Raw genomic sequence first — 25,743 nt, forward strand, 5'->3', positions numbered from 1 at the left:
AAACGGTTGCCTTTCGATTCCGAGCCCGCCTGACCGGCTTGCCCCTCGAAAGAGATGCGCATTCTACAGACCTCCTGCAAACCGTCAACAGCTTTTTCCAAACTTTCTGCAGAGATCTCGGTTTACCCGTACATTCTAGCTCCGATTGCCCGCCATTTGAACAGAAAGTGCGCTGCGATGACCAGCAAGGAGATCGGTACCAGCGTAACGGCCAACGGCACCTGGGCCGGAGCCGTCAAGACCAGCGATTCTTTCGCCATCTCATAAAAAAGGCGGTGACCCATACCGGCTCACCGCCCTTGCGCTGCGTCTAAACCCGAAGCTTAGAACCTTCGGTGAACCACGGCCTAGACATCAAGATAATCGAGAATCCCTTCCGCAGCCTGGCGCCCCTCCCAAATGGCAGTCACTACCAGATCAGAACCCCGCACCATATCGCCACCCGCAAAGATTTTGGGGTTGCTGGTCTGGAACGGGAACTCGCCACCTTCGGCCGCCGTTACACGACCGGAATCGTCCGTGGCAACCTCATGCTCCTCAAACCAGTCTGACGGGCTGGGACGGAAACCAAACGCCACCAGCACCGCATCCGCTGGAATCACCTCTTCACTCCCCGGCACCACTTCCGGACGCCGACGACCGTTCTCGTCCGGCTCCCCCATCCGGGTCTGTACAACCTTTACGCCTTCAACCTGGTCTTCCCCGATGATTGCGATCGGCTGGCGATTGAAGAGGAACTTGACGCCCTCTTCTTTAGCATTGGCAACCTCACGGCGAGAACCCGGCATGTTCTGCTCATCCCGACGGTAGGCACAGGTCACGCTCTCGGCCTGCTGCCGGATCGAGGTGCGGTTACAGTCCATGGCGGTGTCACCACCACCGAGCACCACAACCCGCTTGCCCTTCATGTCGATGAAGTCGTCCGCCGACTTCTCAAAACCCAGTCGACGATTGACGTTGGAGATCAGGAACGGCAGCGCATCGTACACGCCCGGCAGATCCTCGCCCGGGAAACCGCCCTTCATATAGGTGTAGGTGCCCATGCCCATGAAGACGGCGTCGTATTCATCCAGCAGCTCCTGCATCTGGACATCCCGACCCACTTCGGTGCTGAGGCGGAACTCCACGCCCATTTCCTCGAACACCTGACGGCGACGGCTCATCACCGACTTTTCCAGCTTGAACTCGGGAATACCAAAGGTCAGCAGGCCACCAATCTCTGGATAACAGTCAAACACCACCGGCTTGACTCCGTTACGAACCAGGATGTCGGCACAGCCAAGACCCGCCGGTCCGGCGCCAATAACCGCGACTTTCTTGTCCGTCCAGCGAACGTGGGACAGATCCGGCTTCCAGCCCAGGGCAAAAGCCGTGTCCGTAATGTACTTTTCCACCGACCCGATGGTCACGGCACCAAAGCCATCATTGAGGGTACAGGCGCCTTCACACAGACGATCCTGCGGACAGACCCGGCCGCATACTTCCGGCAGTGAGTTGGTCTGGTGACAAAGCTCCACCGCTTTCATCACATTGCCCTCGGACACCAGCTTGAGCCAGTTGGGGATGTAATTGTGGACCGGGCACTTCCACTCGCAGTAAGGGTTACCGCAAGCCAGGCAGCGATGAGCCTGATTGGCGGCATCGTCCGGCTTGAAAGGGTGATAGATCTCGGCAAATTCTTTCTTGCGCTTCTTGGCCGGCACCTTGCTCGGATCAACACGGCCAACCTCGACAAACTGGAAGTCGTTGCTCAAACGTTCTTTCATCTGGTTGCTCTCATCAGCTCAATTTCGACATCGGGCCGGCACCGGGCCGGCCCATCCCCCGGATTGTTCTCCGTCCTACTCCGGACGGGCCCGGGTGCTGGCCAGCAGGCTCCTCAGGTTGGCAGCCTTGGGCTTAACCAACCAGAAACGGCCAATATAGTCGTCGAAATTGTTAAGAATGTGCTCGGCCCAGGCGCTGCGGGTTTCCGCCACATGCTCACGGATCACCCCACGCAGGTGGTTGCGGTAAGGCTCCATGTCCTCACTGGAAATCCGCTGAATCTCCACCAGCTCGTGGTTGTACTTGTCCACGAAGGTGTTTTTCTCGTCCAGCACGTAGGCAAAACCACCGGTCATACCGGCACCAAAGTTGTGACCGGTGGCACCCAGAACGGTAATCAGGCCACCCGTCATGTACTCGCAGCAGTGATCGCCCGCACCCTCGACCACCGCGTGGGCGCCGGAGTTACGCACCCCAAAACGCTCACCGGCGGTACCCGCAGCGAACAGCTTGCCACCAGTCGCGCCGTAGAGGCAGGTGTTGCCCACAATGGAGGTTTCCTGGGTGTTGAAGCTGCTGCCCTGCGGCGGACGGATCACCAGCTTGCCTCCGGTCATGCCTTTACCGACGTAGTCGTTGGCATCGCCTTCCAGGTACAGGTGCAGGCCACAGACGTTCCAGACCCCGAAACTCTGGCCGGCGGTGCCGGTCAGCTCCAGCGTGATGGGCGCGTCGATCATGCCCTGGTTGCCGTGCACTTCCGCAATCTCACCGGACAGTCGAGCACCGATGGAACGGTCGCAGTTGGTGACACGGTAGGACCAGGTCCCGCCCTGGCGATTGGCGATGGCATCCGCCATGTCCGCCACCATCTGCTCAGCCAGCTTGCCCTCATCAAACGGCAGGTTGCGCTCTACCTGGCAGGTATGCGGCTTGTCAGCCGGGATCAGGTCGTTGCCCAGCAGCGGTGTCAGATCCAGCTTCTGCTGGCGCTGGGTATCCCCAGGCAGACGCTCCAACAGATCCACTCGGCCAACCAGCTCTTCCAACGTACGAACACCGAGCTTGGCCATCCACTCGCGAGTCTCCTCCGCAACAAAACGGAAGAAGTTCATCGCCATCTCGACGGTGCCGCGGAAATGCTCCTCGCGCAGGTGATCATTCTGAGTGGCAACACCGGTTGCACAGTTGTTGAGGTGACAGATTCGCAGGTATTTACAGCCCAGGGCGACCATCGGTGTGGTACCAAAGCCAAAACTCTCAGCCCCGAGGATTGCCGCCTTGACCACGTCCAAGCCCGTCTTGATGCCACCATCCGTCTGCAGGCGGATCTTGCCCCGCAGGTCGTTGGCACGCAGCGCCTGCTGGGTTTCGCTCAGGCCAAGTTCCCAGGGCGAACCGGCGTAGCGGATTGAGGTCAGCGGGCTCGCTGCGGTACCGCCGTCATAACCGGAAACGGTAATAAGGTCGGCGTAAGCCTTGGCCACACCAGCGGCGATGGTACCAACCCCCGGCTCGGAGACCAGTTTGACGGAAACCAGGGCCTTCGGGTTGACCTGCTTGAGGTCAAAGATCAGCTGCGCCAGATCCTCGATGGAGTAAATATCGTGGTGCGGTGGTGGCGAAATCAGGGTGACGCCCGGTACCGAGTAACGCAGCCGGGCAATCAGATCATTGACCTTGCCGCCAGGCAGCTGACCGCCCTCTCCAGGCTTGGCGCCCTGTGCCACCTTGATCTGCATGACCTCAGCGCTGCGGAGGTACTCCGCAGTCACGCCAAATCGACCGGAAGCAACCTGCTTGATCTTGGAGCGACGCTCGGTGCCGTAGCGAGCCGCGTCTTCACCGCCCTCACCGGAGTTGGAGCGACCGCCAAGTGTGTTCATCGCCACGGCCAGTGCCTCATGGGCCTCCGGCGACAGTGCACCGAGAGACATGGCGGCAGAATCAAAGCGCGGGAAGATGGCCTCCACCGGCTCAACGTCAGCCAGTTTGATGCCTTCGATATCGCTACGGAATGAAAGCAGATCCCGCAGCGTCGCTACCGGTCGCTCGTTCACCAGCGCGGCATACTCACGGTACTGACCATACTCTCCGCTGATCACCGCATCCTGCAGCGTCCGGACCACATCCGGGTTAAAGGCATGGTATTCCTGACCGTGGATATACTTGAGCAGGCCACCCTGTGAGATGGGCTTGCGGGGCTTCCAGGCAACGGCAGCCAGCTGTTCCTGGTCCTGCTGGAAATCAAAGAAGCCAGCCCCCTGGATCCGACTGGGCACACCCCGGAAACACAGGTCCACCACTTCATCAGCGAGACCAATCGCCTCAAACAGCTGGGCACCGCGATAGGAGGTGATGGTGGAGATGCCCATCTTGGACAGGATCTTCAACAGCCCCTTGTTGATGCCCTTGCGGTAGTTGTTCTTGGCTTCGATCGGGTCCATCAGCACTTCGCCAGTGCGGATCAGATCGTTCAGCACCTGGTACGACAGATATGGATAAACCGCTGTGGCACCAAAGCCGAACAGCACAGCGAACTGGTGCGGGTCACGAGCCCAGCCGGTTTCAACGATCAGGTTGGAATCGCAACGTAGCCCCTGGTGAACCAGGTGGTGGTGGACCGCCGCGGTCGCCATCAGGGCATTGACCGGCAGCTCACCCTCGCACAGGTCCTTATCGGTGAGCACCAACAGAACCTTGCCATCCCGGACGGCCTGGGCGGCTTCGTCGCAAACGGTACGGATGGCCTGCTCCAGCCCCTGTTCAGGACGGTAGCTGAGACGAATACGAGCCACTTCGAAGCCCGGACGCTCATTGTTGACGATGCGCAGGAACTTCGCCGGTGACAACACCGGCGTGGACAGAATGATCCGGTCGGCGTGGTCAGGCGTCTCTTCAAAGACGTTGCGTTCCGCCCCCAGGCAGGTTTCCAGCGACATCACGATGGATTCGCGCAACGGATCAATCGGCGGATTGGTAACCTGGGCGAACTTCTGACGGAAGTAATCGCCAACATGACGCACCCGGCTGGACAGCACCGCCATCGGCGTGTCGTCACCCATGGAGCCAACGGCTTCCTGGCCGTTCTCGGCCAGCGGACGCAGCACCTGGTCACGCTCTTCGTAGGACACCATGAACATTTTCTGGTGTACCAGCAGTTCGTCCGAGTCCATCAGCCGGAATTCCGGCGTGGCCTGGTTCAGCGTTGCTTCGACTCGAAGGCCGTTTTCCCGCAGCCACTGCTTATAGGGCTGGGCTTTCTTCAACCGATCATCGACGTCTTTGGTATGCAGGACATCACCGGTCGCAGTGTCAATCGCCAGCATCTGCCCTGGCCCCACACGGCCTTTGGCGACAACATCATCCGGCTCATAGGCGTAAGTGCCAATCTCGGACGCAAGGGTAATAAAACCATCTTTGGTCATGACCCAACGGGCCGGACGCAGGCCATTGCGATCAAGCATGCACACGGCGTAACGGCCATCGGAGATAACCAGACCGGCCGGGCCATCCCAAGGCTCCATGTGCATCGAGTTGTACTCGTAGAAAGACCGCAGGTCAGCGTCCATGGTGTCCACATTCTGCCAGGCCGGTGGAATCATCATGCGCGCGGCACGGAACAGGTCAACACCGCCGGCCAGCAGGATCTCCAGCATGTTGTCCATGCTTGAGGAATCGGAGCCGGTCAGGTTAACCAGCGGCTGCAGGGTCTGCAGATCCGGCAGGTTGGGCGAACTGAATTTTGCGGCCCGGGCAATCGCCCAGTTCCGGTTGCCGTCCACGGTATTGATCTCACCGTTGTGGGCGAGATAGCGGAACGGCTGGGCCAGCGGCCAGCGCGGCATAGTGTTGGTAGAGAAACGCTGGTGGAACACACAGATCGCCGTTTCCAGCTCCGGATCACCAAGATCCCGGTAGAAGTTGGGCAGATCCACCGGCATCATCAACCCTTTGTAGGACAGGGTCCGGTGAGAAAGACTGCAGATGTAGAATTCGCCGTCGTCCACCATGTCGCGTTCGGCATAACGTCGGCCCACAAACAACGCAATGGCAAAGTCTTTTTCTTCTTTGCCGGCGGGCTCCACGAAGACCTGTTCAATACGCGGCAGGCAATCCAGCGCCATGGGCCCCAGGCAGCTGTTGTCTGTGGGTACTTCCCGCCAGCCAAGAATGTCCAGACCCTGCTCGGTCAACCGCTTCTCGACCGCGGCACGACCTGCCGCAGCCTTGCTTTCATCGGGGTTCAGGAAGACCTGGCCAACGGCGAACAGGTCGCCCGGGGTCTTGCCGAACGCCGCATGCGCGGCCTTACGCAGAAATGCGTCCGGGCTCTGGATCAGCAGGCCACAACCATCGCCGGTCTTACCGTCCGCCGCAATCCCACCGCGGTGGGTCATGCAGGTCAGCGACTCGATGGCAGTTTGCAACAACTTGTGGCTGGTCTCGCCCTTCATATGGGCAATCAGACCAAAGCCGCAGTTGTCCCTGAACTCATCGGGATGATACAAACCTGTCATCATAAGCGTTCTCTCGCGTATAAATGCTTTTCAATCAAAGAGTTAAGGCGAAAAAGAGCACCCGATCACCCTTCGACACTGAAAATGGGGGCTGGCTATTTTACACACGTAGAAATACGTACTCAAACGGAGTTGCAGTTTTAAGGCAACTCCGTTCCATCAGAATAGCCCGCCAGGCGTTGGTATCACTGGGATTGAAGGCATTTTTCGGACCAACCCGAAAATGGCAGCACAATACCCGGATATTGATCACAAACACCGTCGGGAGACAGGAAAATCGACTAAATCAGACTGCTTTTCAGCTCGGTCTGCCGCCCGGACGGAAGCAGCAGGGAATGAGGATCAGATATCGCCCAGAGTCCGAATCCAGGGCTCTTCCTGGAGCAGACTGGCAGGAAGTTTGGCCAGGGCTGCCCGGGCTTCCTCGCGGCTGCCAAACTCTCCGTAAAAAACTACAAACCAGTCTTTTCCGGATCGCAGAGTTCGGGTGTAGCGCAGACCATTAACACTCGGGTGCATCTCGATGAAGCGCAACGCCGTGCGCTCTTCATACCCCGCAATGTACTGAGCAGTAAATGTCTCCTTACCACTCAGTTCCTGCCGAGGAAGGAAGTAGGCCGGAGCCACCGGTTCGAAAGCCGGCATGGCTCTGGCTCTGGCTCTGGTAACAGTTTCCGGGGAAAACGCTTTTGTCGTCAAGGGCGAGGGCTCTTCTGTCGCCTCAAGCGACAGCGCATTCGGGTTATCCGGCCCCAGGGTAATGCTTCGACGGACAGGCTCCTGTACGGGCTCTGAAGCGACGCCTTCAGACACCACCTGGTCATACTGCCGGGACACCAGCCACCAGGATACGCCCAGCAATAGCAACGCCAACGCACTCCAGCGCAAAGCCCCAAGCCCCGGCAGCCCCAACGGCGGCGACCGGCGCGGCTGCGCCATATCAAGCCAGATCGCGGGGGCCACGCGCTTAAGTCGGCCAAAGCTGCCCTGGCTCAACTCAGCCAATTGATCCAGCTTGCTACCGGAAAGCAGACTGTCGGGATCACCGCCCACACTAACCAGACGCGGCGAGAGAAACGCCTTGATGTCCGCCGGTGTCAACGGCGGCAGGCGCAGCAGGTGCAGGCCAGCGACGTCACCTTCCACGCCAGTTCCGGCTTCGTTTGCCCCCAGGTTGGCGAGCAGGGCCTCTCCGCCGGTCAAAACCGGAACCGCAGCCAGGGAGGCGTCAGCAGCCCGAAAACTGTGCAGCAATCGCTTGAGCAATGGAGAGGGCACCTGGTCAGCATTGTCCAGCAGCAGCACCTGTCGGCGTCCCTTTCGGGTGGCGGCTTCAGTCCACTGGAAGAACCCCGATAGCGCGGTCGTTACGTCGGTAAACTGCTCTAGCGGCTGGCGGGAAATGGCAAGGAGATGGCGAACCAGCGACTCGTCACCGGTCAGTGCGGCGGCTTCAAGGTAGTGAAAGTCAAGACGACCGGATTCACTGCGAACCAACTCGGCAAGCAGCCGGGTTTTCCCGGAACCTCGGGCACCGACCACCGCGAGAGCAAGATCGCCGAACCCACATAGATGACGCAGGGTTTCCAGTGCATGCTGACGGCGAGCCTCGCCATAGAAAGGGGCCTCGATGGCCAGTGGATCGTCGCTCAGGCCATAGCGGTCCTGCAACCGGGCAAACAAGCCACCGGTTTCCAGTCCGTTCATACCCTTGTCACCGGACGTCATCCCCAGGCACCTGTCTGTCAGTCAGCCGTTTGGCAGAATGAAAGGAGGGTTTGCTGCAAGGCATCGGCATCAATGTCAGCGGTTACCACTGCGTCCCCCAGAGCGCGCATCAGTATCAGGCGAAGACTGCCGTCGACGTTCTTCTTGTCCACGGCCATCAGTGTCCTGAAATCGTCCGGGGTCATTCCCCCTGGTACCGTCGTGGGCAGTCCGGCTTTTTGCACCAGCCGCCGAACCCGATCATCGTCTTCCGGGGAAATCATACCCATCCGGCGTGACAGGTCCGCAGCCATCACTATGCCGCTCCCCACCGCTTCACCGTGTAGCCAATTGCCGTAGCCGGCGAACGTCTCGATGGCATGGCCGAAGGTATGACCAAGGTTGAGGATAGCCCGCAAGCCTCCCTCACGCTCATCCTGCGCGACCACCTCTGCCTTGCAGGCGCAAGAGCGGTAAATCGCCTCAGCAAGGGCCACAGAGTCCAACCCCATCAAACGATCCATCTCGGATTCCAGCCAGGCCAAAAACTCGACATCTCGAATCAGCCCGTACTTGATGACCTCAGCCAGTCCCGCTGAGACTTCCCGCGGGGGCAATGTCGCCAGCGTTCTGGTATCGATCAGCACCACCTCTGGCTGATGAAACGCACCAATCATGTTCTTGCCCAGCGGGTGATTGATGCCGGTCTTGCCACCCACCGACGAGTCCACCTGAGAGAGCAAGGTGGTGGGGATCTGGATAAAAGGCACTCCCCGCTGGTAGGACGCCGCAGCAAAGCCCGTCATGTCACCAACCACACCGCCGCCCAGAGCCACCAATGTGGTCTTACGGGAGTGTCGACGCTCGAGCAGCGCATCGAAAATCCGGTTCAGGGTTTCCCAATTCTTGTAACGCTCACCATCCGAAAGGATTACAGTATCCACCGCCTTGCCGGCAAAGCAGCGGCGCGCAGCGTCAAGGTACAGCGGCGCGACGGTCTCATTCGTGACAATCATTACCTGATTGCCTGCAACGTAGCGCCCCAGATCACTCACCCCCAGCAGACCATCGCCGATAAGAATAGGGTAACTGCGATCGCCCAAATCAACCTGCAGCTGCTGCTTTGACTCAGTCATTCTTTCTCACTTCCTTTTTAACCTGACGACGATGACGCGGAGTTCTGGGATTGAGTTTGTTCATCAACTGACGAACCACCAGGCGAGGGCTCTTTTTATCCGTCAGCATGACAATATCGGCGAGTTTGCGATAGATAGGATCTCGAAGGGCAAACAGGTCTCGCAGCACCGCCTCGGGATTATCGTTCTGCAGCAGAGGTCGATTGCGATCCTTCCGGGTCCGCTCAACCTGTTGTTCGATGGATGTGCAGAGGTACACCACAACGGCCCGATGCTTGAGCAGGCTGTGATTGCCGGGCGCCATGACTGCACCGCCCCCCGTCGCCAGAACCGTGCCGTCCTGCTCCGCCAGTTCTGCCAGCATCGACGATTCCCGCTGACGAAACCCCTGCTCGCCCTCGACATCAAAAATCCACGGAATGTTGGCTCCGCACCGTTCCTCGATCATACGATCGGAGTCTAGGAAACGATACCCCATTTCCCGGGCCAGCAATCGGCCAATGGTGCTTTTTCCCGCACCCATCGGGCCCACTAGAACTACTCGCTTCGGCAACGCCATGACTCTCGCTCTCACCACATTCGGCGGGTGAGAATAGCACAGGGCGAAATTTTGTATAACGCTGCTAACCAATGGGCAGGCACAGAAAATAAAAAAGCCGCCAGGATTGGCGGCTTTTATCATCAGCGGATGAGGTCGTTCTTCATAATCTTCGGGGTGATGAAGATGAGGAGCTCGCTGCGTTCATCGGTCTGAACAGTTCGCTTGAACAAGCGACCCAAGTATGGGATATCCCCCAGGAATGGTGTCTTGGTTGTGGTCGTCGCTGTCTCAGACTGAAAAATACCGCCAAGCACAACCGTTTCCCCATTGCCAACCAGTACCTGAGTTGTCACCTCATTGGTATTGATTGAAGGGATGCCGGCCGTTACCTCGCCCCGGGAATCCTGGTTTACGGTAAGATCCATGATGACCTTGTCATCCGGGGTAATCTGCGGAGTAACTTCCAAAGACAGCGCTGCCTCCTTGAAAGAAACCGAGGTCGCACCGCTGGATGAAGCCTCCTGATAAGGAATCTCTTCGCCAGACTTGATTTTCGCAGTCTGCCGATCAGCGGTTACAACCCGAGGCTGGGAAACCACTTCGGCCTTACCATCAGAAGCCAGGGCAGAGATCTCCATATCAACCAGGAAGTCGCTGCTGCCAAAGCCTATCGCAAAGGATGACGCGCCATCGCCAGTAACACCGAGGTCAACGCCCAATGCACCGGGGAATGTAATGGTTCCAGAACCGCCTCCGGCAGCCTGACGCGCCTCTTCTACGGTACCAAGCGACCCACCAATAGAAACCACATTGTCGCCATTAACATCGTAGGCAGCTCCACCCCAGCGAATCCCCAGATTCTCAGCTACATTGGTTTCCGCCCGAACAATCCGCGCCTCAATAGACACTTGTCGAACAGGAATGTCCCAGGTGCTGATCAATCGGCGCATTTCTTCCAGCTTCTCAGCCGTTTCTCTTACACTGATGGTATTGGTTCGTACATCTGATGAAATGAAGCCTCGCTCTGAAATCAGCTCCTCATCCTCACTGATCAAAGCAACGATATCTGCGGCCTTCGCATAATTGATCTGGATAATATCCAGTCGAACTGGCGCCAGCTCAGCAATCTGTTTGTTGGTCTCAAGCTCCAGCTTCTCCCTGGCTGCGATTTCATCGGCTGGCGCAACAAGCAGCACATTGCCAATCTGACGCTTATCCAATCCTTTTGTTTTCAGGATCAAGTCCAAAGCCTGGTCCCACGGAACATTCTGAAGTCGGAGAGTGATACTTCCAGAGACTGTATCACTGGCAACAAGGTTGAGTCCGGTGAAATCCGCAATCAACTGGAGGACAGATCGAACCTCAATATTCTGGAAGTTTAACGACAGTTTCTCGCCCGAGTAAGGGAACTTTTCCTCACGACGAGTCTGAGCCTCCTCTTCCGTGAGCTGCTCGACGCTCACCACAAACTCGCTACCGGATTGATAAGCGATATAGTCGTAGTCACCCTGAGGGCGGATTTCCACAACAGCGGCGTCTCCTTCTGAGTAGGTGTCCACCCGCGTTACCGGCGTTGCAAAATCAGTAACATCCAACCGACGACGGAGTTGCTCCGGTACCGAAGTGTCGGCAATGGAAAGCTTGATTTTGCCCCCAAGCTCCGAGAGGTCGACGGAACTGTTTGAATTCCCCAGTTCAACGACAACACGCCCTTCGCCATTCTCCCCACGACGGAAATCAACGCCAGCTAACCCTCGACCGGCACTTGTCCCCTGCCGAGACGAGGCCGCCGAAGCTGACTCTGATGAACGAGCAACAGAGCCCCCAGCGGCTGCACCATCATCGCCACCAATAACCAGAACGAGGGAGTTCTCATTACGGGACGCCTGGTAGGGGCGCAGCTCAACCAAGTTAAAAATCAGCCTAGTCCGATCTTTTGTTTCCACGACAGTCATACTGCGCGCATTCCCGTTTCCAAGGGACAATGAGCGCGACTCCAGACCGCTGTCAGTGTCTTGGAGATCAATAGCTATCCTGGCCGGGCTTTCAATTGTGTAGCCCGTCGGCTCCGGAGGCTGACCGTCAAACTGAAGTGTGACCTCCGTTCGTTCCCCCGGGAGCGCCGAAAACGAGACATCTTCCAGAGTAACCGCTTGTGCCAGGCTGGACATGAATCCGAGCGTTACTGCACCGGCAAATACGTTGACTTTTCTGAACATCGCGAGCCTCGACCCCAAACTTAATAATTTGTGCATTGATTCCTGTCTAATCATTTTTGCCGCTCCCTAGCCCTCGCTCTGCTCCAGTGACAGGGAACGGGGCCTCTCTACCCAGCCTCCCCGGCCATTAGGAACGATCTCTATCAATTCAATCCGACTTTCGCTGACACCAATGATTCGACCATAGTTCGTACCGATATAATTGCCAGCTTGAACCCTATGGATGCCGCCTTCCCCATCAGAGATTAAAGCAAACTGGTCTCCGCCATCTCCTCGCAACGTACCCACCATATCAAGCTCATTGAGATTAAAGTTCTCAAGAACTTCCCTAGGTCGATCGAGATCTGGCTCTACATTTGACTGGGGCTGCTTTTCCATCATAGTCAACTGAACATCAACAGGAACCTCAAAGGGAGATCGCCGGTCGGCCGAAGTGTAGCTAAAAGCCTCATAAGCTTTGAACTCGGGCAACGGCTCTACATAACCTCTCGGTTTTGATCTAGTTTCGGCCATGAAACGATCCAAATCACCAAACCCACCATTCTCAGAGCAGGCGACAAGCATTGGCAAAAGGACAACCATCACGGAAGCTCTCGCGATAAAATCTACCAACATAGTCAACCTCCTGCCCGATAACGGTACGTGCGAGCGGTAACCTGCATCGCCAGCTCTTCACCATCACCACCCACGGGCTGAATCGTTAGATCATGAAGCGTCACGATACGAGGCAGAGCGGCAACGCTACTCACAAAAGTAGCCAGCTCATGATAGGTCCCAGAGACACGAATATTGATGGGGAGCTCCGCATAAAAATCGCGCTGCCGCTCAGATTGCAGCTTGACTTCCTGAAGCGAAAGACCGCTACCTAGAGCGGTATTCGTTATATCCTCCAGCAATCCTGGAACCTCCGTGTCGCTCGGAAGCTGCTGGACCAGAGCAGAGAATGTTTCTTCCATCTCCTCCATCTGATTTTTGAATATCTGCAGGTTCGCAACCTTATAAGCCTTGCTTTCATACTGCTGCTTAAGTTCAGCCTCTTTGGCCACGACCTGATCAAGCCGAGAATACTGATCCTTCACAAAAAACCAGTACCCACCTCCAAGAATGAGGCCAAAAACCAGCAATACCACAATCCCTTTTATTGGTGCTGGCCAAATACCGGCATTATTGACATCCAAGTCATTAACATCGAACTCGTTAAGGCTCTTCAGGGAGTCCGCTAAACTCATTCCTCCCCCTCCCCTTCAGTCTTTGGCGATTGCTGCTTAACAGATAGATTGAATTGACTATAACCTGCCTTGCTACTTCCTTCGGAGGAGACGTTAGAGAGATTCGGAGAAGTAAACCACTCTGACCCATCAAAGGACCGCATCAAACCAGAAACTCGGCTATTGGACTCCGACATACCAACAAGCTGTAGCGTATCTCCTCGCCGCACAAGACTTCGATAGTAAACCCCATCGGGCAAGGTCCTGACCAATTCATCAAATACACGAACGATCACTGGGCGCTTACCCTGCAAATCCTGTATGACTTGCATTCTCGCCAGCAACTCGTCTCGCTTACGTCTTAGGCTCTCTATTTCTTTAATCTGAGAGTCAAGATCCTTCATCGCCGTTTCCAAATAGGCATTACGAGACTGCTGGTTGGCAATTCGGCTCTCCATGTCAGACTTCCACAAAAAAGCCAACCCAGCAGCAATGATGGCTGCGCCAAGAATCATCACCACAAACTGCTGCTGCTTCTCCGCCCGCAGTTCCTCACGCCAGGGTCTGAGGTTAATCTTTGCCATCAGTCAAAGCTCCTCATTGCCAGGCCGCAAGCAATCATCAGTGACGGCGCGTCATTACCGAGTGCCGATGCATTGACCCGGGAGCCTACCGCCATATCCGCAAACGGGTTGGCCACCAGGGTCGGAGTGTTTGTCTTCTCTTCCACCATTTCCGTCAGTCCCTGAATCGAGGCAGTACCGCCAGCCAGGACCACGTAGTCCACGGCATTGTACTGGCTTGCACCGAAGAAGAACTGCAAGGCCCGAGCGACCTGTTGCACCACCGCCTCGCGGAACGGGGTCAGCACCTCCGACTCATAGTCATCGGGCAGACCGCCCTGCTTCTTGGCCAGTCCGGCCTCCTCCAGAGACAGGCCGTAACGGCGCTGGATTTCCTCGGTCAACTGCTTGCCACCAAAAATCTGCTCGCGGGTATACACGGTGTGACCATCCGCCAACACACTCAGTGTGGTCATCGTTGCGCCTATGTCCACCACGGCTACCACCAGCTCTTCGCCATGGGACTCGAGCTGGGATTCAATCAGAGTGTAGGCCCGCTCCAGAGCGTAGGCTTCCACGTCCACAACCTTGGTGGTCAGAGAGGCGATGTCCAGAGCATCCTCACGGACATCCACATTCTCTTTCCGGCAGGCAGCCAGCAGAACATCGACCTGATCCGGATTGCTCTCGGACGGTCCCTGAACCTCAAAATCAATCGCCACTTCGTCCAGCGGATACGGAATATACTGATCCGCCTCAAGGGCAATCTGGTCTTCCATCTCAAATTCGTTAAGGCCACCGTTCATCTGGATCACCTTGGTGATCACAGCTGAACCGGACACCGCCACCGCCGTCTGCTTGACGCTGGTGCGGGACTTGGCAGCCACCTTCTTGACAGCCTCTCCTACGGCCTCAACATCGGTGATGTTCTTCTCCACCACCGCATTGGCCGGGAGCGGCTCAACGGCGTAGCTCTCGACCTTGAAGCGATCCCCCTGCTTAGAGAGTTCAATCAACTTCACCGAGCTGGAGCTAATATCGACACCCAGTACTGCACTGGATTTTTTTCCAAACAATCCGAACACGCGCTCACCCTATACCTGGCTAGATGCACCCGGTTACGTATCTTTTAATTTAGAGAATTTCTGTCTGTTTCCGTCTACAATGCGATCTCTTCTTCCTTGGGACGAATTGTACCGGAGAGAGAGCGTTCTCATCCTAAAGCAATTTCTCAAATGATAGACCTATATCCAACAGTTGTCAGAAAAAAATGTCCCGATTACTCCGAATCTCCCGATCTCTCACCTGGCTGTTTTTGCTTGGGCTCAGCGCATCAGCAATCATGGCTGCCAGCTTCTACCTCTATCTGAGGCCTGGCCTTCCGGAAGTGGAACAGCTTGCGGACATCAAACTTCAAACTCCGTTGCGGGTCTACAGCGCAGACGAGAGATTAATAGCAGAATTCGGTGAAAAGAGAAGGGCACCCATCACAATCGAACAGATACCAACAATTCAGTTACATGCGTTCCTGGCGGCCGAGGATTCCAATTTTTACAGCCACATGGGCGTCGACTTCAAAGGCCTGCTGCGGGCTGCGATTGAATTGGTGACCACCGGCCACATCCAATCCGGGGGCAGCACCATCACCATGCAGGTTGCAAAAAATTACTTTTTGTCACGCGACCGAACCTTTATTCGCAAGTTCAACGAGATACTGCTCGCTGTTCAGATAGAGCGTGAACTTGAGAAAAACGAGATTCTGGAGCTCTATCTGAACAAGATCTATCTGGGCAATCGGGCTTACGGACTCCAGGCCGCTGCCCAGGTCTACTACGACAAAAAGGTGAAGGAGCTCAGCCTCGCCCAGATGGCCATGCTCGCCGGCCTGCCCAAGGCGCCGTCCGCCTACAACCCCCTGGTCAACCCGGAACGGGCACGCATTCGTCGCAACTGGATTCTGGGCCGCATGCAAGAGCTGGGCTACATCTCTGAAGACGCCTACCAGCTGGCCAGCAATGCCGAGCTGACCGCCAGCTATAACGCACCGGCAACCGAGGTCGACGCGGACTACGTCGCGGAGATGGCCCGCGCTGAAATGGTCAAGCGCTTCGGCGACGCCGCCTACACGGACGGCTATGTAGTGACGCTGACGGTGGACAGTCGCAAACAACAGACCGCAACAGAGGCCCTGAGAAACGGCCTGGAAGCCTACGAGGAACGGCACGGCTACCGTGGACCGATCGGCACCATTGAGGACCCAAGCCAGCCTGAAGCCACCCTGCTGGCCGAACTGAGCAATTACCCCCGCATAGAAGACCTGTCCCCGGCCCTGGTCCAGCAGGTCAATGATGAAGACAATCAGGCTCACCTTCTGGTCCGCGGACTGGGCGCTGCCACCCTGGCCATGGACACCATGGCCTGGGCCAGCCGCCACCGCACCGTCAACTACACCGGCCCCAAGCCATCCAAACCTTCCGATGTCGTCTCTCCCGGCGACGTGATTTACGTAAAAGAAGTCAGAGCAACCACTGCGCCAGAGGCAACGGCAGATGACAGCACTTCACAAACAAGGCCCAACAAGCCGACGGTTGCTTTGGCGCAACTCCCGGAAGTTCAGGGCGCACTGATTTCACTGGAAGCGGAGACCGGCGCCATCGAAGCCCTCTCCGGCGGCTACAGCTTTGGCCAGTCAAAGTACAATCGCGCGATCCAGGCCACCCGGCAACCAGGTTCCGCCTTCAAACCATTCCTGTACCTGGCCGCCCTGGAAAACGGCATGAGCCCGGCCACCGTCTTTAACGACGCCCCGATCGTCTTTGATGACGATCAACTGGCCTCCGCCTGGCGCCCAAAGAATTCCTCCGGGCAGTTCTATGGCCCCACCCGCCTTCGAGAAGCCCTTTACCGCTCCCGGAACCTGGTTTCAATTCGACTGCTCAGGGACCTTGGCATCGACACCACCATGAATTTCCTGGAGCAACTGAGAATCCCCACCGGCAATATGCAACGGGACCTGTCGCTGGCGCTTGGCAGCGGGCTTCTGACCCCGCTGGATGTCGCCAGAGGGTTTGCGGTCATTGCTAATGGCGGCTATGACGTCACCCCCTACTTGATTCAGCAGGTTAAAGATGGTCAGGGCAAGGTGGTGTATCAGGCCCCCGAGGTGGTTCACTGCAACTGGCGCTGCCCGGAACATGACCCTGAACACCCCGGCATTCGCTACGCCCAGCGACTGGCCGACCCGAAAGCGGTTTATCTGCTGCACTCGATGATGCGGGACGTGGTCCGTCGCGGCACCGGTCGTCGCGCACTGGCGTTGGGACGCAGCGACATTGCCGGCAAAACGGGCACTACCAATGATCAGCGGGACACCTGGTTCTCCGGCTTCAACCATCGCATCGCCACCACCGTCTGGCTCGGCTATGATCAGCCCACGCCCATGGGACGGGGTGAGTACGGCGGCTCCACCGCCCTGCCGGTGTGGCTCGAGTACATGAAAGTGGCGCTCGAGGACACGCCCAGCGCCTTTATGCCTCAGCCCAACGGGCTGGTCAGCGTGCGCATCGACCCCAGAACCGGACAACGGGCGCTGCCCGGTCAGGAAGGCGCGGTCTTTGAGGTTTTCCGCGAGGAGAATGCACCGCCGCCCCTGGAAACAGCCAACGGCAGCCACGGTAACGGCAACCACCTGCCTCAGGAGCTGTTCTAACCAGAACAGCTCCGCACCGGCCTTTCCGTCCGCAGATGCAGGACACAAAAAAACCGGCGACCCGAAGGTCGCCGGTTTTTTTGCAATCGCTGCTGTAGCCGATTACTTGATGTCGTCCATAGACTTGAGCGGGTAATGCTCAGGATAAGCATTACGAGCAACGCCGGAGTCCACGGCTGCACGCGCAACAGCGGCAGGCACAACTTCCAGCAGTCGCACATCCATCGGCTTCGGAATGATGTATTCCTTGCCAAACTCGAAGTTCTCGACGCCATAGGCTTCGCAGATTTCCTGCGGCACCGGCTCTTTGGCCAGCTCACGGATGGCGTTAACCGCCGCCACTTTCATTTCCTCGTTGATTGCGGTTGCACGCACGTCCAGCGCACCACGGAAAATGAAGGGGAAGCCCAGTACGTTGTTTACCTGGTTGGGATAGTCTGAACGACCGGTAGCCATGATCAGATCATCCCGTGCCGCCAGAGCAACTTCCGGACTGATTTCCGGGTCCGGGTTGGAGCAGGCAAACACGATCGGGTTTGGCGCCATTTTTTTCAGCTGGTCAGCCGACAGCAGATCCGGACCGGAAAGCCCCAGGAATACGTCCGCGCCATCAATCGCATCGTCAAGGGTACGACGATCCGTCTCGTTGGCGAACATCGCCTTGTACTGATTCAAGTCGTCACGGCCAGAGTGGATCACACCCTTGCGGTCCAACATGAAGATGTTTTCGGACTGGATACCGCAGCTGATCAGCAGCTTCATGCAGGCGATCGCCGCAGCGCCCGCACCCAGACAAACCACTTTGGCTTCTTCGATCTTCTTGCCCTGAAGTTCCAGAGCGTTGATCATCCCCGCCGCCGTTACGATGGCGGTGCCATGCTGGTCATCGTGGAAGATGGGCACGTTGCACTTTTCGATCAGGGCACGCTCGATTTCGAAGCATTCCGGTGCCTTGATGTCTTCCAGGTTAATACCGCCGAAGGTATCGGCAATACGCTCAACCGTCTCAATGAACGCCTGGGGACTCTCGGAGTCAACCTCGATATCAAACACATCAATACCGGCAAAGCGCTTGAACAGGACGCCCTTTCCTTCCATTACCGGCTTGCTCGCCAGAGGGCCAAGATTGCCAAGCCCCAGAATCGCGGAACCGTCAGAGATAACCGCCACCAGGTTGCCCTTGGCTGTGTATTTGTAGGCGTTCTCTGGGTCTTTTGCGATCTCGCGGACCGGCTCGGCAACCCCGGGACTGTACGCCAACGACAGGTCGCGGGAAGTCTGGGTCGCTTTGGTGATTTCAACACTCAGCTTACCAGGCCGCGGGTGGGCGTGATATTCAAGGGCTGCTGTTTTCAGATCTTGAGACATTGCCACTGTTCCGTTTGTCACGTTAAAAGGACGGAGATACGTTGTTTCAGGCCTGCCACCCCACTGTTTCAATCAGTGTTATACGGTGACGACAGCTCTCGGGAGCCGGGCCCAGTATACTCTCAATAAGCCTCCGCCAGGCCCCAAGCCCAACGGAGCGCGCCATTATGGCGCGATCCCCACACGCAAACAAGGGCCCACTGAACACAAATCAACCACCCGCTATGCCATTTTCGCCCGTGCATTCGGGTTTGAAAAATGCATAAAAAAAGCGCCCCGAAGGGCGCTTTTCACGATCCGTGTTTCGATCAGGCTTTCTTGCCGCCGATACGACCACCGAAACGCTTCTGGAAACGGTCGATACGACCACCGGTGTCCATAACCTTCTGCTTGCCGGTGTAGAACGGGTGGCACTGGGAGCAAACGTCCAGCTGCAGATCCTGACCGATGGTGGAACGGGTCTTGATGACGTTACCGCAGCTGCAGGTAGCGGTAATGTCGGCGTACTTGGGGTGAATACCTTCTTTCATGGCGAACCTCTAAATAGGCAATGCCGCTACCTGATCAAGCTGCCAGGCACCGCATTTGAATCCATTGAAAAGACCGGGCACAATCAAGCGCCGGCCGAACAGACCGCGAATCTTACTTGCATCCGCAAGTCAAGGCAACCACTCCAGCGGTCTGCCTTACGTGCTCCGTATAGGCACTAGCCGTAACTGGAGCGACATCGCCCCGCTCTCCTGGAGCCCACGTGACCGCCACTGCCCGCATAGCCCTTAACCGCCCACTAAGGCGCCTGTTCGATTACCAGATTCCCGATGGCTGTCGTATCAAGCCCGGTCAGCGAGTCCAGATTCCCTTTGGTCGACAGTTCGCTACCGGCCTGGTGGTGGACACCAATGTGACGCCGCCAGCCAACATACAACTCAAGCCCCTCAAACGCGCACTGGAGCCCTGGCCAGCACTGCCCGCTGAAACCCTGAAATTACTGACCTGGGCTGCCAACTACTATCAGCATCCGCTGGGCGAAAGTCTGTTCATGGCCCTGCCTCCGGCCCTGCGAAGGGGGCAACCTGCGGCGCTGCCGAAAGAGACGTTCTGGCGGCTCTCCGGGCGAGAGCACTCTTTGCCCAAGCAGGCTCACCGCCAACAGGCCCTGCTGGATTGGCTTGCCAGCGAGGGCAAACCACAAGCAACCCGGGATGTGCTCGCCGCCGGCTTTTCAAGATCCCAGCTCAAAGGGCTGGCGGGAAAAGAGCTGGTCACAGAATGCGAGCCGCCGGAACGCACCGACTCGGACCCCCTGACATCCCCGCTGCCGCCACTGACTGAAGCTCAGCAACTGGCGTTTGCAAAACTGCCTCCAGTAGACGGGAAGTTTCACTGCACCCTGCTCTACGGCGTGACTGGCAGCGGCAAGACCGAGCTCTATCTGCATTACCTGCAAAATAACCTGACGGCAGACGACCAGGCACTGGTACTGGTCCCCGAGATCAACCTCACCCCCCAGACGGTTGCCCGCTTCCGGCGGTATTTCGGTGACCGTATCGAGGTCTGGCACTCCGCCCTGAATGACGGACAGCGATTGGCAACCTGGCTGAGAATCCGCGAGGGCAAGCCGGTGATCGTGATCGGCACCCGGTCGGCGGTACTCCTTCCTTTTATTAAGCTGCAAACCCTGATCGTGGACGAAGAACACGACAGCTCCTACAAACAGGGGGAAGGCTTTCGCTATTCCGGCCGGGATCTGGCGGTGTTCCGCGGGCACCTGAACCAATGCCCGGTCATCCTCGGTTCGGCCACGCCCTCACTGGAGTCCTATGCCAACACGCAGAACGGAAAATACGGCCTGGCACGACTGGAACAACGGGTTGGCAGCGCCACCGCCCCGGAGGTCCGCCTGTTGGACATCCGCAGCCGCCCCCTTGAGGGCGGCGTGTCACAACCAGCACTAAGCGCCATCCGCCGCTGCCTTGATAGTGGCCAGCAGGCTCTGGTGTTCGTTAATCGCCGCGGATACGCCCCGGTCATGATGTGTTTTGACTGCGGCCACCTGATGGAGTGCCCCGATTGCGACAGCCGGCTGACCTACCATCAGCGGGATCGCGCCCTGCGCTGCCACCACTGCGATTACCAGCAGGCGGCACCGACGGTTTGCCCGAGTTGCCAGAGCGAGGCCTTCAAGCCCATCGGCCAGGGCACCGAACGCACTGAAGACACCTTGACCAGCCTGTTTCCCGATGTGCCGGTCATCCGGGTCGACCGCGACAGCACCCAGCGCAAAGGCAGCATCCAGTCCATTCTGGAACGGGTAAACAGCGGCGATCCCTGCATCCTGGTCGGCACCCAGATGCTGGCCAAGGGCCATGACTTTCCGAAAGTCACCCTGGTGGTAGTGGTCAATGCGGATGGCGGCCTGTTCAGTGTCGACTTTCGCGCCCCCGAACAACTGATACAGACCCTGTTGCAGGTGAGTGGTCGCGCGGGCCGCAGTCGCGACCCGGGCACGGTATTGGTACAGACCTGCCACAGTGATCACCCCCTACTGAATTCGCTACAACAGGGGCGTTATCTGGACATCGCCCAGCAGCTGCTGACCGAGCGGGAAGCTGCCCAACTACCGCCGTTCCGCCCCATGGCAATCATCCGAGCAGAAGCTCCGGAAATGTCAGAAAGCCTCGCCTTCCTTGATCAAATAAGAAACACCCTGACGCAGGACGCCCTGGAAGTCTGGGGCCCACTGCCGGCCCTGATCGCCCGAAAAGCGAAGCGACACCGGGCCCAGTTAGTTGTATTGTGTGAACAACGCCGGGGCATTCGCGAGGCGCTGAAGGCAGCGTGCCAGCAGGCAGAACAGTTGCGCACCGGCCGCGACTTCCGCTGGCAGATCGACGTGGACCCCCAGGAAACCGCTTGACGACTGCGCCAGCAGCGTCAAAAAATTGGTTACAATTTTTTTCTTAAGTTAGACGAGCTAGGCACTTGGCCAGGCAGGCCATGTGCTATGATTTCAGCAAACTAAGTGGCACTCTTGCTAAACTGCCTCAATTTGCGGTTCTCGTGCAGGGAATGCGTGAAATGTATAGCCGAAATTCGGAAAGTGGAGAAACAATGATGTCAGGGAAATTCCTTGCGCGTGCGTCGGCCTTCTCGCTGACGCTGTTTTTGGCGGCCTGCGGTGGGGGAGATGGCTCATCATCCCTGGCGGGCGGTGGCGACGATGGAAACGGTGATGACTCCAATGGCACCAGGGTTGGGACCGTGCAGCTTCTAACCTCATCAACCCAGATCGGCTCTTCAGAGAGTTCGTCGTCCACACTGACAGCTCAGGTAAAGGACAATAACGGTATTCTCCTCGAAGGCATCGATGTGCAGTTCTCGGTGAACAATAACGGCACCCTACAAGTCGAGAGAGGCACCACAGATGCCTCTGGCACGGCGGTGGCAACACTGAGCCCTGCAGGAGACCGGCGAAACCGGACCGTGACGGTTGATGCTCGCTCTGGCAATAAACAGGACAGCGTTGACGTTGCCATAACAGGCACAAGCTTGGCGATTGAAGGCCCCTCCTCTATTGGATTTGGCGACACAGCAACCTATCGAGTGCTTCTGAACGACTCGGAAGGTAATCCCATCCCGGGAGTGGCAATTCAAGTGTCGACCAACATCACATCAACAGAGTCTGCCAGCCTGACCACCTCACAGAGTGGAGAAGTTGAGGTCTCTCTGACGGCAGCCCAATCTGGCGGCCAAGACACCATGTCCGTGTCTGCGTTTTCTGGAGAAAGCCGTATAGCCACGACGAAACCTATCACGATTTCAAGTGACGGATTTGCATTTGCCGCACCTTCGGTCGGCTCTGAACTGAAGATTAACGAGCCTCACACCCTTGCTGTTCGCTGGCTCCGAAATAACGCGCCGGTGGCTGACGGCTCACAGGTCAAGTTTTCTTCTACCCGCGGCACAATTTCTCCCAGCAATGGTACAGCCCCGACGTCAAATGGCGTTGCAAGTGTAACCATTAGCTCAACAAGTGCCGGCCCGGCGATCATTACGGCCAAAGATCCCGGCTCTGGCCTAGCAACGGAGCTTGCGCTTGAGTTTATTGCAACCACACCTAACGCCATCAACGTCCAAGCGAATAAAACGCAATTGGATTTCAACGAATCCACCGAGATTGTTGCCACTGTACGTGATGCCAATAACAACCTCGTCAAAGGCCAAGCGGTGAACTTCGTTGTTACCAGCGATGGCAGCAACGGCTCTCTGTCAGCCTCAGAAGCGGCTACTGACTCCCAAGGCAGAGCTCGTGTTGTCTACACTGGCGGAAGCGCAGACAGCGGTAAAAACGGCGTCGTTATTAGGGCGACTGCGGGCAACAACCTTACAAGCACGGTCAGCTTAACCGTTACTCGACAGGCATTACGCATAGCTCTCGGAACAGGCAATCAAGTGGTTGAGCCTGACTCAGTGAGATACGAAGACCCATTTGTCGTTATTGTCACAAACGCCAATGGATCACCAGTCGAAGCTGAGGTAGAGCTTAGTGTGCTGCCAACTGCATACAAGAAAGGCGGTTACATAAATCAGGAATTAAAGGACGGCGAACTGGAAGACCTTGAGAAATGGAGGCAAGTCGTAACGACAACTTGCAGCGCCGAAGACACCAACCGTAACGGCATTCTGGATAACGGCGAAGATACTAACCAGAACGGAACACTAGAACCTACGTATTCAGCCGCCACCAGTTCACCGAGCGTGACCACCAGCGCAGACGGTTCTGCAGACTTTTTTATCGTCTACCCGCAAAGCCACTGCAACTGGGTTGAAGTGGAGCTGACAGCCGCCGTAAAAGTGGGCGGCACAGAGAGCATTGAGAGAAGCAACTTCACTCTCGGGTGCGCTGAATCTGACCTGAGCGATATCGACATACCACCTCCCGGTGGCGTCAACGGCCTCTACGGAACCGTCGGTTCCTGCAGCACGGATCAATAGTCAGCAAGCAGCAATCTGAAAAAGCCTAACCCATCCGGGTTAGGCTTTTTCACTGCCTAGGCTCCATTGAGTCTCCCCTTCCTTTCCGCGATAATACGCCCTTCCCCTTTGAATCAACCCCCGGCGGTTATTCGCCCAGACTTCAAAGTCACTTCGTTGAATTGAGCTTCCGATCGCATGAAAGACACTGTTACTGAGCTGCTCTCATCTGCCCTGGCGACCCTGCAATCCGAAGGCACCCTGCCTGCGGAGCAGACGTTCTCGCCCCAGGTTGGCAACACCAAGGACAAATCCCACGGCGATTACGCCTGCAACATCGCCCTGGTAGCGGCCAAGGCCGCAGGCTGCCCACCGCGACAGCTGGCGGAAGCCCTGGTGGAACGCCTGCCGCAGAGCCGGGCCGTCGACAAGGTCGAAATTGCAGGTCCGGGGTTCATCAACTTCTTCATGAGCACCGCGAGCGCATTCAGCGTGGTGGAAACCATTCTGGAGCAGGCTGGCGAGTACGGCCGCAACCAGAACGGCAAGGGCGAATCGGTACAGGTGGAGTTCGTCTCCGCCAACCCCACCGGCCCTCTCCATGTTGGCCATGGTCGTGGCGCGGCGATTGGGGATTGTCTGTGTCGGCTACTGGAAGCAAGCGGCTACAACGTTACCCGGGAGTTTTACTACAACGACGCCGGCGCCCAGATCAACAACCTGGCGCTGTCGGTACAGGCACGGGTGAAGGGCTTGACCCCGGACGATAGCAACTGGCCAGCCGATGGCTACCGGGGTGATTACATTGTCGACGTAGCCAAGGCTTACCTGGCAGGCGACACCGTGACCGCCGATGACCGTGAAGTCACGGCCAAGGCCGATGCCGACGACCTGGACGCCATCCGCGAATTCGCCGTTGCCTACCTGCGGCGGGAGCAGGACCTCGACCTGAAAGCCTTTGGCGTCGAGTTCGACGTCTATTTCCTGGAGTCCTCGCTTTACCAGGAAGGCAAAGTCGAGGCCACCGTGGAACGCCTGACCGCCAACGGCTACACCTACGAACAGGATGGCGCCCTGTGGCTGCGCACCACCGAGTTCGGCGATGACAAAGACCGGGTAATGCGTAAGAAAGACGGTGGCTACACCTACTTCCTGCCGGATGTGGCCTACCACCTGGACAAGTGGCAGCGTGGCTTTACCACCGTCATCAACGAACAGGGCGCAGACCATCACTCAACGGTCACCCGCGTCCGCGCCGGTCTCCAGGCCCTCAAGAGCGATATTCCCCAGGGCTGGCCGGACTATGTACTGCATCAGATGGTGATGGTGACCCGCTCGGGCCAGGAGGTCAAAATCTCCAAGCGCGCCGGCAGCTACGTCACCCTGCGCGATCTGATTGATGAGGTTGGCCGGGACGCCACCCGCTTCTTCCTGGCAGCACGCCGGGTGGATTCCCAGTTGACCTTCGATATCGACCTGGCCCGCTCCCAGACCAATGAAAACCCGGTCTACTACATCCAGTATGCGCATGCACGGATCTGCAGTGTGCTTCGCAAGCTCGCCGCCGAAGGCGTTGAGCGCGGCTGGAACCAGTGCCAGGGTGATCTCTCCCGGCTGACACTGGACGAGGAGAAAGAGCTGGCCAACCAGCTGGCGCGTTATCCCGAGCTGATCGCCAACAGCGCCGCTACCCGCGAGCCGCATCACCTGACGCACTACCTGCGCGAGCTGGCCGGCCAGTTCCACACCTACTACAACGCCCACAAAGCGCTGGTGGAGGATGTCGAGCTGCGGGACGCCCGCCTCAGCCTCTACCTGGCGATTCGGCAGGTCATCGCCAACGGGCTGGAGCTGTTGGGCGTCAGCGCCCCGGAGGAGATGTAACCCTCCGCCAGGCCAGCGTACGCTGATAACCGAGACCCATCCGCATGTCGCGAGACTACGCCAGGAAAAATCGCCCCAAGCCGTCGCCAACCTCCGGCGGCGGCAAATCGGGCAAGGCTCGCAAGCCCCCCGCGAAACCTTCACCCG

Annotated in this window: 16 protein-coding genes; 4 read left to right on the top strand and 12 right to left on the bottom strand. The window is 57.6% G+C overall.

Annotated elements, in window-relative coordinates:
* Positions 1-347: 347 nt before the first annotated feature.
* From J2887_RS17250 to J2887_RS17295, 10 genes are all read right to left on the bottom strand, one after another.
* Complete coding sequence (locus tag J2887_RS17250) at positions 348-1,766, bottom strand: FAD-dependent oxidoreductase (protein WP_227172336.1); 1,419 nt, start codon at positions 1,764-1,766, stop codon at positions 348-350.
* A 75-nt stretch (positions 1,767-1,841) separates the two neighbouring features.
* The gene (gltB, locus tag J2887_RS17255) at positions 1,842-6,290 is read right to left on the bottom strand and encodes a glutamate synthase large subunit (RefSeq protein ID WP_227172338.1); all 4,449 of its coding nucleotides are present in this window, start codon (positions 6,288-6,290) and stop codon (positions 1,842-1,844) included.
* Positions 6,291-6,629: 339 nt separating this feature from the next.
* Complete coding sequence (locus J2887_RS17260; protein ID WP_227172340.1) at positions 6,630-7,994, bottom strand: SPOR domain-containing protein; 1,365 nt, start codon at positions 7,992-7,994, stop codon at positions 6,630-6,632.
* 38 nt (positions 7,995-8,032) lie between these two features.
* Positions 8,033-9,130, bottom strand: coding sequence for a 3-dehydroquinate synthase (aroB, locus tag J2887_RS17265; protein ID WP_227172342.1), 1,098 nt, complete (start codon positions 9,128-9,130; stop codon positions 8,033-8,035).
* Entirely contained in the window at positions 9,123-9,689 is a 567-nt protein-coding gene (gene aroK, locus J2887_RS17270) for a shikimate kinase AroK (protein ID WP_227172344.1), read from the bottom strand. The genes aroB and aroK overlap by 8 nt, the downstream gene beginning before the upstream one ends.
* 122 nt (positions 9,690-9,811) lie before the next feature.
* Positions 9,812-11,890 (bottom strand): type IV pilus secretin PilQ, encoded by a 2,079-nt coding sequence (gene pilQ, locus J2887_RS17275; RefSeq protein ID WP_227176162.1) that lies wholly within the window; start codon positions 11,888-11,890, stop codon positions 9,812-9,814.
* Between the two features lie 66 nt (positions 11,891-11,956).
* Positions 11,957-12,505: a pilus assembly protein PilP gene (locus J2887_RS17280; RefSeq protein WP_227172346.1), complete on the bottom strand. Its 549-nt coding sequence runs from the start codon at positions 12,503-12,505 to the stop codon at positions 11,957-11,959.
* A 2-nt stretch (positions 12,506-12,507) separates the two neighbouring features.
* Positions 12,508-13,119: a type 4a pilus biogenesis protein PilO gene (locus tag J2887_RS17285; RefSeq protein ID WP_227172347.1), complete on the bottom strand. Its 612-nt coding sequence runs from the start codon at positions 13,117-13,119 to the stop codon at positions 12,508-12,510.
* Entirely contained in the window at positions 13,116-13,682 is a 567-nt protein-coding gene (locus tag J2887_RS17290) for a PilN domain-containing protein (protein WP_227172349.1), read from the bottom strand. Before J2887_RS17290 ends, J2887_RS17285 begins: the two co-directional genes overlap by 4 nt.
* Positions 13,682-14,746: a pilus assembly protein PilM gene (locus J2887_RS17295; RefSeq protein ID WP_227172350.1), complete on the bottom strand. Its 1,065-nt coding sequence runs from the start codon at positions 14,744-14,746 to the stop codon at positions 13,682-13,684. The genes J2887_RS17290 and J2887_RS17295 overlap by 1 nt, the downstream gene beginning before the upstream one ends.
* Positions 14,747-14,931: 185 nt before the next feature.
* Here J2887_RS17295 and J2887_RS17300 point away from each other — a divergent pair, with 185 nt between their 5' ends.
* A complete protein-coding gene (locus J2887_RS17300) occupies positions 14,932-17,370 on the top strand; it encodes a penicillin-binding protein 1A (RefSeq protein ID WP_416381871.1) in 2,439 nt (812 codons plus the stop codon).
* Between the two features lie 102 nt (positions 17,371-17,472).
* On the opposite strand, the gene J2887_RS17305 is transcribed toward J2887_RS17300, so the two are convergent.
* Positions 17,473-18,738: a malic enzyme-like NAD(P)-binding protein gene (locus J2887_RS17305; RefSeq protein WP_227172352.1), complete on the bottom strand. Its 1,266-nt coding sequence runs from the start codon at positions 18,736-18,738 to the stop codon at positions 17,473-17,475.
* Between the two features lie 308 nt (positions 18,739-19,046).
* A complete protein-coding gene (rpmE, locus tag J2887_RS17310) occupies positions 19,047-19,268 on the bottom strand; it encodes a 50S ribosomal protein L31 (protein ID WP_227172354.1) in 222 nt (73 codons plus the stop codon).
* Positions 19,269-19,489: 221 nt separating this feature from the next.
* On the opposite strand from rpmE, the gene J2887_RS17315 reads away from it, so the two are divergent.
* The 3 genes from J2887_RS17315 to argS all read left to right on the top strand — a co-directional run bounded on the left by J2887_RS17315 (position 19,490) and on the right by argS (position 25,596).
* On the top strand, positions 19,490-21,655 hold the full coding sequence (locus tag J2887_RS17315; RefSeq protein ID WP_227172355.1) for a primosomal protein N': 2,166 nt from the start codon (positions 19,490-19,492) through the stop codon (positions 21,653-21,655).
* A gap of 80 nt (positions 21,656-21,735) precedes the next feature.
* The gene (locus tag J2887_RS17320) at positions 21,736-23,733 is read left to right on the top strand and encodes an Ig-like domain-containing protein (RefSeq protein WP_227172356.1); all 1,998 of its coding nucleotides are present in this window, start codon (positions 21,736-21,738) and stop codon (positions 23,731-23,733) included.
* 177 nt (positions 23,734-23,910) lie between these two features.
* Entirely contained in the window at positions 23,911-25,596 is a 1,686-nt protein-coding gene (gene argS, locus J2887_RS17325) for an arginine--tRNA ligase (RefSeq protein WP_227172358.1), read from the top strand.
* Positions 25,597-25,743 lie beyond the last annotated feature (147 nt).

The sequence above is a fragment of the Marinobacter sp. CA1 genome (assembly GCF_020546665.1).
In the GTDB taxonomy this organism is placed as follows: Bacteria; Pseudomonadota; Gammaproteobacteria; order Pseudomonadales; family Oleiphilaceae; genus Marinobacter; species Marinobacter xestospongiae.

What these genes read in the sequence shown, in the direction of transcription:
- J2887_RS17285 (WP_227172347.1), bottom strand. Translation starts at nt 13,119, where the DNA reads ATGAGTTTAGCGGACTCCCTGAAGAGCCTTAACGAGTTCGATGTTAAT.
- J2887_RS17280 (WP_227172346.1), bottom strand. Translation starts at nt 12,505, where the DNA reads ATGTTGGTAGATTTTATCGCGAGAGCTTCCGTGATGGTTGTCCTTTTG.
- J2887_RS17300 (WP_416381871.1), top strand. Translation starts at nt 14,932, where the DNA reads ATGTCCCGATTACTCCGAATCTCCCGATCTCTCACCTGGCTGTTTTTG.
- aroB (WP_227172342.1), bottom strand. Translation starts at nt 9,130, where the DNA reads ATGACTGAGTCAAAGCAGCAGCTGCAGGTTGATTTGGGCGATCGCAGT.
- J2887_RS17305 (WP_227172352.1), bottom strand. Translation starts at nt 18,738, where the DNA reads ATGTCTCAAGATCTGAAAACAGCAGCCCTTGAATATCACGCCCACCCG.
- J2887_RS17260 (WP_227172340.1), bottom strand. Translation starts at nt 7,994, where the DNA reads ATGAACGGACTGGAAACCGGTGGCTTGTTTGCCCGGTTGCAGGACCGC.
- pilQ (WP_227176162.1), bottom strand. Translation starts at nt 11,890, where the DNA reads ATGTTCAGAAAAGTCAACGTATTTGCCGGTGCAGTAACGCTCGGATTC.
- rpmE (WP_227172354.1), bottom strand. Translation starts at nt 19,268, where the DNA reads ATGAAAGAAGGTATTCACCCCAAGTACGCCGACATTACCGCTACCTGC.
- J2887_RS17320 (WP_227172356.1), top strand. Translation starts at nt 21,736, where the DNA reads ATGTGCTATGATTTCAGCAAACTAAGTGGCACTCTTGCTAAACTGCCT.
- J2887_RS17290 (WP_227172349.1), bottom strand. Translation starts at nt 13,682, where the DNA reads ATGGCAAAGATTAACCTCAGACCCTGGCGTGAGGAACTGCGGGCGGAG.
- J2887_RS17250 (WP_227172336.1), bottom strand. Translation starts at nt 1,766, where the DNA reads ATGAAAGAACGTTTGAGCAACGACTTCCAGTTTGTCGAGGTTGGCCGT.
- aroK (WP_227172344.1), bottom strand. Translation starts at nt 9,689, where the DNA reads ATGGCGTTGCCGAAGCGAGTAGTTCTAGTGGGCCCGATGGGTGCGGGA.
- argS (WP_227172358.1), top strand. Translation starts at nt 23,911, where the DNA reads ATGAAAGACACTGTTACTGAGCTGCTCTCATCTGCCCTGGCGACCCTG.
- gltB (WP_227172338.1), bottom strand. Translation starts at nt 6,290, where the DNA reads ATGATGACAGGTTTGTATCATCCCGATGAGTTCAGGGACAACTGCGGC.